This window comes from Candidatus Frankia nodulisporulans, from assembly GCF_902806475.1.
Classification (GTDB): Bacteria; Actinomycetota; Actinomycetes; order Frankiales; family Frankiaceae; genus Frankia; species Frankia umida.
Window position 1 is genome coordinate 1 of the sequence record NZ_CADCWS010000028.1, and the last position, 12289, is coordinate 12289.

The 12289-nt window shown below is 72.6% G+C and carries 10 protein-coding genes; 4 read left to right on the forward strand and 6 right to left on the reverse strand.

Annotated elements, in window-relative coordinates:
* Positions 1–2264: patatin-like protein (locus tag G6R24_RS05060; RefSeq protein WP_163548003.1), on the reverse strand; the 2264-nt coding region annotated here is incomplete at its 3' end.
* Between the two features lie 217 nt (positions 2265–2481).
* Between G6R24_RS05060 and G6R24_RS05065 the strand changes: the two genes are divergently transcribed.
* A complete protein-coding gene (locus G6R24_RS05065; RefSeq protein WP_163548004.1) occupies positions 2482–4314 on the forward strand; it encodes an acyl-CoA dehydrogenase in 1833 nt (610 codons plus the stop codon).
* A 155-nt stretch (positions 4315–4469) separates the two neighbouring features.
* Complete coding sequence (locus tag G6R24_RS05070; protein ID WP_163548005.1) at positions 4470–4868, forward strand: hypothetical protein; 399 nt, start codon at positions 4470–4472, stop codon at positions 4866–4868.
* Between the two features lie 94 nt (positions 4869–4962).
* On the opposite strand, the gene G6R24_RS05075 is transcribed toward G6R24_RS05070, so the two are convergent.
* From G6R24_RS05075 to G6R24_RS05090, 4 genes are all read right to left on the reverse strand, one after another.
* The gene (locus G6R24_RS05075; RefSeq protein ID WP_101836413.1) at positions 4963–5199 is read right to left on the reverse strand and encodes a hypothetical protein; all 237 of its coding nucleotides are present in this window, start codon (positions 5197–5199) and stop codon (positions 4963–4965) included.
* 120 nt (positions 5200–5319) lie between these two features.
* On the reverse strand, positions 5320–7017 hold the full coding sequence (locus tag G6R24_RS05080) for a dihydrolipoamide acetyltransferase family protein (RefSeq protein WP_163548006.1): 1698 nt from the start codon (positions 7015–7017) through the stop codon (positions 5320–5322).
* Positions 7018–7030: 13 nt separating this feature from the next.
* Positions 7031–8005 (reverse strand): alpha-ketoacid dehydrogenase subunit beta, encoded by a 975-nt coding sequence (locus G6R24_RS05085; protein ID WP_244957365.1) that lies wholly within the window; start codon positions 8003–8005, stop codon positions 7031–7033.
* A gap of 200 nt (positions 8006–8205) precedes the next feature.
* Complete coding sequence (locus G6R24_RS05090) at positions 8206–9474, reverse strand: thiamine pyrophosphate-dependent dehydrogenase E1 component subunit alpha (RefSeq protein ID WP_163548007.1); 1269 nt, start codon at positions 9472–9474, stop codon at positions 8206–8208.
* 130 nt (positions 9475–9604) lie between these two features.
* Here G6R24_RS05090 and G6R24_RS05095 point away from each other — a divergent pair, with 130 nt between their 5' ends.
* Positions 9605–10534: an LLM class F420-dependent oxidoreductase gene (locus G6R24_RS05095; RefSeq protein WP_163548008.1), complete on the forward strand. Its 930-nt coding sequence runs from the start codon at positions 9605–9607 to the stop codon at positions 10532–10534.
* Positions 10531–11724 carry a CapA family protein gene (locus G6R24_RS05100; RefSeq protein ID WP_225438136.1) on the forward strand — a complete coding sequence of 398 codons (1194 nt, stop codon included), beginning with the start codon at positions 10531–10533 and terminating at the stop codon, positions 11722–11724. The genes G6R24_RS05095 and G6R24_RS05100 overlap by 4 nt, the downstream gene beginning before the upstream one ends.
* Positions 11725–11803: 79 nt before the next feature.
* Here G6R24_RS05100 and G6R24_RS05105 read toward each other — a convergent pair whose 3' ends face one another.
* On the reverse strand, positions 11804–12289 hold the full coding sequence (locus G6R24_RS05105; RefSeq protein ID WP_163548009.1) for a Fur family transcriptional regulator: 486 nt from the start codon (positions 12287–12289) through the stop codon (positions 11804–11806).

Here is a 12289-nt window from a genome sequence, read left to right on the forward strand (position 1 = left end):
CGCGGGTCGAGCAGGACACGGACCAGCCAGCCGGCGCCGTCGAGCCGGCCCCACATCCAGTCGTTCGCCCGCCAGGACGACTTGGCGAACGCGGCGAAGTTGCCCAGGCGCAGGCCGGTGAGCTTGTCCTCGGCCCAGCGGCGGCTCGGATCGAGCGCGGTGGGCAGGTCGGCGCTGATCTGGACGAGCTCGACCGGCTGGTCGAGGACGGCGCCGCTGGTCTCCTGCTCGACCAGGTGCAGGTCAAGCAGCGCGATCACGGCTTCGGGTCGGGTGGTGGGCAGATAGGCGACGAAATCCGCGAGGGTGCGGGCGGCCAGGGCTCGGCGCTGACCGACGGTCAGGCCGGCCGGTCGGATCTCGATGCCGGTCGGCGGCTGGTCGGTCGGGGTCCAGCGGGGCACGAGGTCGGCGAACTCGGCCCGGACCGCCGCGATCACCTCGGCCAGTGCCAGCCAGGCCGCGGCCGGTCGCCGTGTCCCGGCCACCCCGACCGGATCGATGGCCAGCCACCGCCGGGTCGCCTCGGCGACGACCGCGCCCGACGTCGCCGAGGGCATCGCCGCCAGGGTGGTGCGAACCGTCGTGAACACCCCGGGCCGAGGCGAGGACGTGTAGAGCCGCCCCGGACCACCGGCCTCGCCGTCCGGTGCCGTGCTGGGCAGGGTGGCGGTGTGGATCGCGGTGGCGAGTCGGGCGAGCCGGATGCGCTCGGGCCGGGACGGGCACAGGACATAGCCCTCGTTGATCATTGACAGCAGGATGCCCTTGACGCCGTCCAACGCCGGTTGGCCGAGTCTGCCCAGCTCACCGAGGGTGTCCGGGCCGGGTAGGTGCTCCGGCAGGGTCGTGAACACCGCGGCGCGGGCCGCGTTGGCGAGCCCGGTGCGGGCGGCGGTGTCGGTGCGGACGGCGTCCGCGTCGGCCGGCCGGGGCTGGTCCGCCTGGTCGGCGAGCACCCGCAGCAACGCCTCGACCACGGGTGTGCCGATCCGCTCGGCCACCCCGCGCCGGTAGGCGTCGTAGAGATCGTCGTCGGCGAGCCGCCGGCCGCCCGCCGACGCGAGTCGTAGCAGCCGCCGACGGGTGGCCCGGGTACCGCGGACCGCGTCGTTGTGCGCGCGCAGTTCGGCCAGGTCCGTGCCGATCGACTGGTTGAGGGCCGCGTCCAACGCCCCCAGCAGGGTGACGCTGACCGGCGGGGTGGCCCGCGGGTCGTCCCAGACCGGGATGGTGCGGGTCCCGTCCGGCGCCACGTCGGTGGGGCGCGGGGACGGCACGATGTAGGTCACCACCCGGCGGACCTGCCGGTGCGCGGGACGATCGAAGATCGCCGCCAGGGCCGGCCCGATCGGCCGGTTGACGAGAATCCCCCCGTCGGACGCGTGGAACCCACGAGCGCTGTTGACATAACGTCCCATATCAGGACGATCATCATCGGGGTCAACGCCGTGCGAAGCCTCTGGGTGGTCTGGGTGGTCTGGGGTGCGTCCGACCGGGACGTAGACGGGCTCGAAGGCTCCGGGGAAGGCGGAACTGGCCCGGGCGGCGAGCGCCAGCCGGGGGATCGCGCCGGGGTCGGTGAGGTCCGGCGTGCCGAAGACGAACAGGCCGCGGTAGTCGACGTCGAAGATCGTGCCACCGAGGGAGTCGGTGTGTTCGGCGAGCTCACCACGCATGATCGTCGTGGTGATGAACAGCGCCGTCGCCCGCCCCCGCGCGTCCGCACGGGTCGAGGCCGCTCCGTGGCCGGTCGCGGCGACGGCCCGCAGGCCGGTACGCAGGGCGGGCAGGACGACCCCGTCGCCGCGCAGCAGCGACGGGAACTCGCGGTCCCGCGGTGTGCGCATGAGCGTGTCCAGCGAGCCGAGGGACAGCCACAGTTCACGCAGCGGCGCCAGCCGGGCGCCATGGGCGCGCGCGAAGCCCAGCATCGCCGCGTTGATGCCACCCGCGGACGCCCCGGCCAGCACGTCGACGTCCAACGTCACGTCGAGGATCGCCTTCAGTCGGGCATATCGCGCGGCCAGCGCCGCGTCCACCGGATCGACGCCACCGCCGCCGGGCCGGTCCGCGTCCCGGTGCCGGCCGGGGTCGCCGGTGGCCAGGTTGATCTCGGCGGCGACACCGCCCATCCATACCGCGAGGCTCGCGCCGCCGGTCATCACGACGGCGAGGCGCACGTCCTGGGCCGTCCCGGCACCCGCGCCGTCCACCGTCCCGCCCGCTGCCGGGGGATGGGGCTGGGCGGCGGGGTCACTCATGGTGGCAAGGGTAGCCGTGGTGGGACATGTCGCCCGGCGAGACCGGTGCCGGCCGCGCACGGTCACCGCCGCGGGGGCGAACTATCGGCGTTCGGGTTGTTCGACCCCGCTTGTCAGCGGGTTACTCGCGGGTAGCATGGGAATACCGTACTCACGAGTAGCAAAGCCCGGGCCTAGGCCTCTGTGTGCCGCCCGGCGCTCCCGAAAGGAGCCGTCCATGGGCCACTACCGGAGCAACCTGCGCGATCTGGAGTTCAATCTGTTCGAGCTGTTCGGCGTCGATCGGGTGCTCGGCTCCGCTCCCTTCGAGGAGATGGATGTCGACACCGCCCGCGCGGCCCTCACCGAACTCGACGCGTTGGCCCGGGGGCCGGTGGCGGACTCGTTCGCCGACGCCGACCGGCATCCGCCCACGCTCGACCCCGAGACCGGCACGGTCACCCTGCCCGAGTCGTTCAAGCGCTCCTACCAGGCGGTGCTCGACGGCGAGTGGTGGCGACTGTTCGTCCCGAACCAGCTCGGCGGGCTCGGGGTGTCGCCGACTGTCGCCTGGGCGGGGTCCGAGCTGCTGCTCGGAGCCAACCCGGCGGTGTTCATGTACATGGCCGGGCCGACGTTCGCGGCGATCCTGCACGGGATGGGCACCGAGTGGCAGCGCACGATCGCGGGCTTCATGATCGAGCGGCACTGGGGCGCGACGATGGTGCTCACCGAACCCGACGCCGGCTCCGATGTCGGCGCCGGGCGGACCAGGGCGCTCGCCCAGCCGGACGGCACCTGGCACATCGAGGGCGTCAAGCGCTTCATCACCAGCGGTGACTGGGACATCCCGGAGAACATCGTCCATCTCGTGCTCGCCCGTCCGGAGGGCCACGGCCCCGGGACGAAGGGCCTGTCGATGTTCGTCGTGCCGAAGTTCATGCCGGACCCGACGACCGGCGACCCCGGCGAGCGCAACGGCGTCTACGTCACCAACCTCGAGAAGAAGATGGGCCTGAAGGTCTCCACGACCACCGAACTGCGCTTCGGCGAGCGCGCACCGGCGGTGGGCTGGCTCGTCGGCGACGTCCACGAGGGCATCGCGCAGATGTTCCAGATCATCGAGTACGCCCGGATGATGGTGGGCACCAAGGCGATCGCGACCCTGTCCACCGGCTACCTCAACGCCCTGGACTACGCCCGCACCCGGGTGCAGGGCGCCGACCTGCCGCGGGCCACCGACAAGTCCGCGCCACGCGTCACGATCATCCACCACCCGGACGTGCGTCGGATGCTCATGGCGCAGAAGGCCTATGCCGAGGGGATGCGGTCGCTGGTCCTCTACACCGCCACCTTCCAGGACCGGATCGCGGCGGCGCAGGCCCGCGGGGAGAACGACGAGCTCGCCGTGCGGATCAACGACCTGCTGCTGCCGATCATCAAGGGGGTCGGCTCGGAGCGGTCCTACGAGCTGCTGGCGTCGTCCCTGCAGGTGTTCGGCGGCTCCGGCTACCTGCAGGACTATCCGCTCGAGCAGTACCTGCGCGACGCCAAGATCGACACCCTGTACGAGGGGACGACCTCCATCCAGGGCCAGGACCTGTTCTTCCGCAAGATTGTGCGCGACCGCGGCCAGGCACTGACCGCGGTGCTCGGCGAGATCCAGACCTTCGTCAAGGGGGAGGCGGGCAACGGCGAGCTGCGCCACGAGCGGGAGGCGCTCGGTGCCGCGCTGGAGGACACCGAGGGCATCATCGGCGCCATGGTCGGCCAGCTCACCAGCGCCGCCGACGACCCGCGGCAGGTCTACAAGGTCGGCCTGAACACCACCCGTCTGCTGCTGGGTGTCGGTGACCTGCTGATCGGCTGGCTGCTGCTGCGCGGCGCGGACGTGGCGCTGCGGGCGCTCGCGGGCGGTGCCGACGAAGGCCGGGACGCCGAGTTCTACCGGGGCAAGATCGCCGCCGCTCGCTGGTTCGCGGCGACCGTGCTGCCGGAGCTGAAGATGGCCCGCGCCCTCGCCGAGAACACCGGGCTCGAGCTCATGGACCTGGCCGAGGACGCCTTCTGAGCTGAGCCGGCCCGCGAGCTGGACCGATCCGGCGACCAGCCGGGAGCACCGCCTCGACACCCGAAGACCACGGACCCCGGGCACGTTTCCGGGGTCTGTGGTCTTTGTGGCGTGCGGGGGTTGTATTGGGCCGATTGCCGGGTACGGCGGGCGGCATGGGAATCCCGCTGAGCCTCGCGTTCTTCACCCTTGGTGCCGTACTCACCTTCGCCGTCCGTAGCGATCCGTCCGGTCTCGATCTGGACTCGGTCGGGATCATCCTGATGCTGGTGAGCCTGGTCGGCCTCGGTATCACCCTCTACCAGAACCAGTGGCGCCGCCGGATCGTCGAGGAGTCCGTCGAGGCCGGCACGCCGTCGCCGGTGTCGGTGTCGGTGGACGACACCATCCTGGTCGACCCGAGCTCGCCCTACGAGGCGCCGCGGCGCCGGGAGCCCGGGCTCACCGCGGAGGAGGACGACAAGCTCAACGCGCGACGCCACCCGGAGGTGGAGCCGCAGGAGGTCGTGCACGTGGGTTCCACGGAGCCGGACTCCACCCGGCCGCGTTCCTGACCCTGCCGGACACGCCTCACCGCTGTGGCCTTGCCGGACGACTCCCACCCACCGCCCGAATGCCGTTCGACCAGCGCCTCTGCGCCGCCTCCGATCAGGAGGTGCGCAGAGGCGGAAAAGCCTGGTCGAGTTCGTTGCGCATGTCCCGCTTCAGCAGATCGTCGGACTCCGAGGAGGACTGCCCCTCAAGCAGGAACCGGGCCACTCGGAGAGTGAGATCGACCCGCTCAGCCAGGTTCAGCGTGCCCGTGAAGCGGCCGCTGGAGTTGGCGGAGGTCAGCACCTTGGCGACGAACTCGTCCGCGGCCTGAAGTGCCTCCACTCGCGTCATGGTTCCACCTCTTTGTGCCGGAATCCGGTCAGGGGCGCAACCGTACCAGGGAACCCCGAGTGCACAGTTGTGTGCCCCTCTCGCGTGCTTTGTGGTGACCTGGTGGCTCCGATGAGAGGATCACGACCAGGCGAGTGCGACCGTGGGGTCGGTGAGCATGGCACCGATGTCCGCGAGTACCGCGGCACCGAGGCGTCCGTCCACGATCCGATGGTCGAAGGACAGCGCGAGCTGCACCACCGTACGCGCGGTGACCTGCCCCTCGTGCACCCAGGGAGTCGGGCGGATCGAGCCGAGCGCCAGAATCGCGGCCTCGGGCGGGTTGAGAATCGGTGTGCCGATGTCGACACCAAGCGCCCCCACATTGGTGATGGTGATGGTCGCGCCGCGCAGCCGGGCCGGCTCCAGCCGATCGGCGCGGGCGTCCGCGGTCAGGGTGGCCAGCGCCTGGGCGAGACCGGCCAGGTCAAGCCGGTCGGCCGCCGGAATGTGCGGCACCACGAGACCCCGCGGCCCGGCCACGGCGATACCCAGGTTCACCTGTTCGGCCACCCGGATCTCCGCCCGTCCGTCACCGGCGTCCGCCACCCAGCGGGAATTGATCATCGGATGCCGCCGGACGGCGATCAGCAGGGCACGGGCGACGAACAGCAACGGCGTGATCCGGACCCCGGTGAACTCCGGCAGCGCCGCGATCCGCTCCCGTGCCGCCATCGTCTCGGTGGCATCCGCGCTCAGGAACTCGGTGACGTGCGGCGCCGCCGCGACACTGGCGACCATCGCCTGCGCCATCGCGCGGCGCACCCCGACCACCGGCACCCGCCAGCCACCGAGGCCCTCCGCACCGCCGTCGGCGCCCAGATAGGTCGCGTCCGCCGGGATCGCCCCCGCCACGGCGCCCGTCGCCGCCCGTCCCGGTACCAGCCCTGACCCCGGCGCTGACCCCGGCAGCGATGTCGCGGACAGCGGCGTCTCCGGCCCCGGGATGCCCACCGCCGGGCCGGTCGTCGGCCAGGCGGGCGGGTTCGCGACCGGGAGCGCGCGGGCCGCGACGCGCATCGCGGCCTCGATGTCGCTGCGCCGGATCGTCCCGTTGGGCCCGGTGCCGACCAGCGTGGTGAGGTCGACGCCGAGGTCCCGGGCCAGCTTGCGCACGGGCGGCTTGGCCAGCACCGCGCCGACCGTCCGACCGTCCGTGGCCGCCCGCGTGAGCGCCGGTGACTGTGCTGGCTCGGAGGACTGTGCTGGCTCGGAGGACTGTGCTGGCTCGGAGGACTGTGCTGGCTCGGAGGACTGTGCTGGCTCGGAGGACTGTGCTGGCTCGGAGGACTGGGCCGGTGGTTGTGGCGCCGCGGGCGTGGGGGTGGGCTCGCCCGCCGGGACGGGCCGCCGCCGAGGGCTTCGTCGGCGTTGTTGATGTGTCCGCGGCCCATAGCCGACCAGGACCGGGGTGCGTTCGTCCTCGGCCGGGCCCGCGTCGGCACCGGCCTCCCCCTCGGGCGCGCCGGCCGTCGCGGCGGCGCCATCGCGGCCAGAGGGGCCATCCGGGTCAGGGGTGCCGTCCGGGCCGTCGCCGTCCGCGGTGCGGACGGTCAGCAGCGGGGCGCCGACGGCGAGGGTGACCCCCTCCTCGACGTGCCGTTCGACGAGGACGCCGGCGAAGGGGCTGGGGATCTCGACGACCGCCTTCGCGGTCTCCACCTCCACGAGCGGCTGGTTCACCGTGACGGCGTCACCGGCCTGCACGAGCCAGCGGACGATGTCCGCGTCGGTGAGTCCCTCACCGAGATCGGGAAGCCGGAACTGTCGCTGTGCCACGAAGATCCCCAGTTCAGAACGCGAAGGAGCGGTCGACGGCGTCGAGGATGCGGTCGATGTCCGGCAGGTAGTGGTCCTCGATGCGGGCCGGCGGATACGGGGTGTCGAAACCGGTCACCCGCAGCACCGGGGCCTCCAGCGAGTAGAACGCCGCCTCGGTGACCCGGGCCGCGACCTCCGCGGAGACCGACACGTTCGACGGCGCCTCGTGCACGACCACCAGCCGTCCGGTGCGGCGCACCGACTCGAGCACCGGGCCCAGATCCAGCGGCGACAGCGAACGCAGGTCGATGACCTCCAGTGACCGGTCGTCGTCCGCGGCGCTCACCTCGGCCGCGTCCAGGCAGGTCCGCACGGTCGGGCCGTAGCCGACGAGCGTGGCATCGGTGCCGGCGCGCACGACGACACTGCGATGCAGCCCCACCGCCGCGCCCGCCGCGTCGACCGCGTCCACCGAACCCGTCACCAGATCGGGGAGGGGACGCGGGTCGACCACCGCCTTCTCCCAGTAGCGCCGCTTGGGCTCCAGGAAGATCACCGGATCGTCGGAGCGGATCGCCTGCTGGATCATGTGGTGCGCGTCGTGCGGGTTCGAGCAGGCGACCACCTTCAGCCCGGCGGTGTGGCAGAAGTACGCCTCCGGTGACTCACTGTGGTGTTCGACCGCGCCGATGCCACCGCCGAACGGGATGCGGATCGTCACCGGCAGCCGGATGCGCCCCGCCGACCGGTAATGCAGCTTCGCCAGCTGGCTGACGATCTGGTCGAACGCCGGGTAGACGAAACCGTCGAACTGGATCTCGCAGACAGGCCGGTAGCCACGCATGGCCAGTCCGATCGCGGTCCCGACGATCGCCGACTCGGCCAGCGGGGTGTCGATGACCCGGGCCTCGCCGAACTCCCGTTGCAGCCCGTCGGTCACCCGGAAGACCCCGCCGAGCGTGCCGACGTCCTCACCCATCACGATGACCTTGGGGTCCGCCGCCATCGCCGCGTGCAGGCCGAGATTGAGCGCCTTGGCCAGCGTGATCGGAGCCGGTTGCGCGCTACCGCTCGCCGGTCCGGTCCGCGTCTCGCTGGTCCGTGCCTCGCTGGTCCGCGTCTCGCTGGTCCGTGCCTCGCTGGCCCGGGCCACTTCCTGGGTCGCCAGGCCGTTCGTCGCCGCGCCGTTCGTCGCCAACCCTCCTGTCACCACGTTGCCCCGCTCCCACGCCGCTCGCCCGCCACGACCGTCCCCTCCCTCGCCCCGACACCACTGCCATCCGCGCCAGCTCCGCCACCCGCGACGTCTCTGCCGTCCGCGCTGCCGGCGCGGGCCGCGACGAAGGCCGCGCGCTGCGCCGTCACCAGAGCATTGTCGGTGACCTGCACATGGTCGAACAGCATCGCCGGATCCGGGTCGGGTAACGCGCGACAACGTACGCGCAGGTCATGCGCCAACGCGTCGGCCTCCAACGCGAGGCGCTGCTCCCGCTGTCCGTCGAGGTGGCCGGCGGCGGCGAGATGGGTGCGCAGCCGGTCCAGCGGGTCGAGTCGGCGCCATCGTTCGAGCTGCTCGCTGGCCTGGTAGCGGGTCGGATCGTCGGCGGTGGTGTGCGCGCCCATCCGGTAGGTGAGCGCCTCGACCAGCACCGGTCCGTGGCCGGCCCGTGCCGTCGCCAGGGCCCATCGGGTGACGGCGAGGCAGGCCAGCACGTCGTTGCCGTCCACCCGGACGCTGGGGAAACCGAAACCGGACGCCCGATGGAAGATCTCGGTGCGGCTCTGCCGCCGGGCCGGCTCGGAGATCGCCCACTGGTTGTTCTGGCAGAAGAACACCAGCGGCGCGCCGAACACGCCCGCCCAGCCGAACGCCTCGTTGACGTCGCCCTCACTGGACGCCCCGTCGCCGAAGTAGACGATCGCCGCACCGGTGCTGTGATCGCGGGACATCCCCATCGCGTAGCCGGCGGCGTGCAACGTCTGCGCGCCGACGACGATCGAGTACAGGGCGAACCCGTGCTCGTCGGGATCCCAGCCACCCAGGCTCGTCCCCCGGAAGATCCCCAGGATCGCGGCCGGGTCCACCCCGCGACACCAGGCCACGCCATGCTCGCGGTAGGACGGGAAGGCCATGTCGTGGATGCCCAGCGCCCGCCCGGAGCCGACCTGGGCCGCCTCCTGCCCGCGCAGGCTCGCCCACAGGCCCAGCTCACCCTGACGCTGGAGGCTGGTCGCCTCCTCGTCGAACCGGCGGACCAGCACCATGTCCCGGTAGAAGCCGACCAGATCGGCCGGGGTGAGGTCGGCGACCAGCGCCGGCAGGTCCAGATCGACGGCGCTCGGCTCACCGATCTCGGGACGTGGATCGGACGCCGCGACGTCGACCGGCGGGTCATCCGCCGCGGGCGACATCGCCTCGGATGCCACAGTGATCCGTCGACCACCCGGGGTGAGTAGCTGCATGAGCTCCGTCACACTGAGCAACGATAGACCCTGCTGGCCGGCTGGCAACCCGATCTGCCCGTCCGCTCGGATCCGCGTGTCCGCAACGGGCTCGAGCCCCGGAGGGCCTGCCACGGGACGGGGGGCTCGGTACGGTGGCGCGGTGACGACTGCGCAGGACGCGACCCGCCCGCCGGCCCGCCGTGATCTCGGAAAGGTCGGGATCTGGAGCGGCCAGTTCGACTTCTCGCCGGCCGGTGTGGTCCGCGAGGCGATCACGGAGCTCGACGAACTCGGCTACCCCACCCTGTGGACGGGTGAGGTCAAGGGCCGCGAGGTGCTGGTCACCGCGAGCCTGGCGCTGGCCGCCACCAGCCAGATCACGATCGCCACCGGGATCGCCCAGATCCTGGCGCGCAACCCGCTGACGATGACCGCGGCCCAGCTGGCCCTCACCGAGGCCTTCCCCGACCGCTTCCTGCTGGGCCTGGGTGTCTCGCACGCGGAGCTGATGCACATCCGCGGTGCCGCCTACACCCGGCCGCTGTCCCAGATGGCCGCCTACCTCGACGAGATGGACCGGATGGCGGCCGAGCAGTACCGCGCCGTCCCCCCGGCGGCCGCCCCGCCGCGGGTGCTCGCCGCGCTCGGCCCGAAGATGCTCGGTCTCGCCCGCGACCGCGCCGACGGCGCCCACACCTACTTCGTCCCACCCGAGCACACCGCCGCGGCCCGCGCGATCCTCGGCCCCGACAAGCTGCTCATCCCCGAGCAGGCGTTCGTGCTGCACACCGATCCGGCGCGGGCCCGCGAACTCGCCCGCCGGCACACCGGCTCCTACCTGCGGCTACCGAACTACACCACGAACCTGCGTCGCTTCGGCTTCGACGACGACGACCTCGCCGGTACCGGCTCCGACCGGCTGGTCGACACGATCGTCGCCTGGGGCGACGCGGACGTCCTGCTCGGACGGATCAAGGAGCACCTCGGCGCCGGCGCCGACCAGGTGGCCGTCCAGGTCCTCGACTTCGACCGCCGTGGGCTGCCCCGCCGCCAGTGGCGCGAGCTCGCCCCCGCCCTGCTCACCCCGTGATCCCGACCCGGGCCGCGCTGGTTCGGGCGGCGCTGGTTCGGGCCGCACCGGTTCGGGCGGCCGTGGCCGGGGCGGTCGGGCTGGTCATCATGCTGACGGCCTGCTCGCTGCCGTACGGCGACACCGACGATCCGGTGACGCCGACCCCGACCCCCGGCACCTCGGCCGGTGCCGCGGGCCAGGCGACGTCCACCCCCACGGCCGAAGGCACCGCCCCGGTCGGTAACGGCCCACGCCGGCCGACCGGGACACCGGTCACGATCGCCTTCGGCGGGGACATCCACTTCGCCGGCTCGTCCGGCCAGCGTCTGGCCGCCGATCCGGCGACCGCGGTCGGCCCGATGTCGGCCACCCTGTCCGCCGCCGACCTCGCGATCGCGAACCTGGAGACCGCCGTCACCGACCGCGGCACCGCGGCGCCGAAGGAGTTCACCTTCCGCGCCCCCGCCCCCGCCACCGCCTTCGACGCCGTGCGCGCCGCCGGCATCGACGTCGTGAACATGGCCAACAACCACGGTATGGACTACGGCGAGGTCGGCCTGCGCGACTCGCTGGCGGCCGCCGCCGCCGCCCATTACCCGGTGATCGGCATCGGCCTGGACGACACCAGCGCCTTCACCCCGTACCGGACGACGATCAAGGGCCAGCGGATCGCGGTCATCGGCGCCACCCAGGTCCTCGACGACCAGCTGGCCGCCGCCTGGACCGCCGGCCCCGGCAAACCCGGCCTCGCCTCGGCGAAACAGGTCGACAAGCTGGTCGCCGCCGTCCGCGCCGCCCGGGCGTCGACCGACACGCTGATCGTGTTCCTGCACTGGGGTGTCGAGCAGCAGCAGTGCCCCGGTGACGCCCAACGCGCCCTCGAGCCGCTGCTGAGCGCCGCCGGCGCCGACATCGTCGTCGGCAGCCACGCCCATGTGCTCCTCGGCGGCGGCTGGGCCAGCGACGGCGCCTACGTCGACTACGGCCTGGGGAACTTCGTCTTCTACGCCTCCGGTGGCGGCCGCAACACCGAATCCGGGGTGCTCCGGCTGACCGCGGCCGGCCGCGCCGTCACCGACGCCACCTGGGTACCCGCCCGCATCTCCGGCGGCGCCCCCAGGCCCCTCACCGGCACCGCCGCCACCCAGGCCCTCGCCAGCTGGAACGCCCTACGCCCCTGCACCGGCCTGTCCGCCAGCCCGCCGTGACACCCAGCCCGCCGTGACACCCAGCCCGCCGTCCGCTCCGCGGCCGCGCCTCGCCGCCAGCCCCATCGCGGGGGCGGCGTCAGGCGGAGGATTCGGCCGCCAGCGCGCAGCTGGCACAGGTGCCGTAGATCTCCACGGTGTGGGCGACGTCGACGAACCCCTCGGCCGCCGCGACCGCCTCCGTCCACTGCTCGATCTCAGGCCCGGCGATCTCCACCGTCCGACCGCAGGACCGGCAGACCAGGTGGTGATGGTGTGCCTCGGTGGCGCAGCGCCGGTAGACGGTCTCGCCGTCGTCGCGGCGCAGCATGTCGACCTCACCCCGGTCGACCAGCACCTGCAGATGGCGGTAGACGGTGGTCAGCCCCACCGCCGTCCCCTGCACGCGCAGCCGGGCATGCAGATCCTGGGCGCTGGTGAAGGCATCGGTCTCGGCGAGCGCGGCGCAGACGGCGTCACCCTGACGGGTCGCCCGCACAGTGGTGCCTCGTCCGGGCGCCCCACGGCGACGGGACGGCCCGCTGCTGCCCTCTTCGGCGATGTGCACCGGCGCTCCCTCAGCCAT

Excerpts from the sequence above, each read along its gene's own strand:
- G6R24_RS05085 (WP_244957365.1), bottom strand. The coding sequence starts at position 8,005 with ATGGCGGCGGACCCCAAGGTCATCGTGATGGGTGAGGACGTCGGCACG.
- G6R24_RS05070 (WP_163548005.1), top strand. The coding sequence starts at position 4,470 with ATGGGAATCCCGCTGAGCCTCGCGTTCTTCACCCTTGGTGCCGTACTC.
- G6R24_RS05065 (WP_163548004.1), top strand. The coding sequence starts at position 2,482 with ATGGGCCACTACCGGAGCAACCTGCGCGATCTGGAGTTCAATCTGTTC.
- G6R24_RS05075 (WP_101836413.1), bottom strand. The coding sequence starts at position 5,199 with ATGACGCGAGTGGAGGCACTTCAGGCCGCGGACGAGTTCGTCGCCAAG.
- G6R24_RS05105 (WP_163548009.1), bottom strand. The coding sequence starts at position 12,289 with ATGGCTGAGGGAGCGCCGGTGCACATCGCCGAAGAGGGCAGCAGCGGG.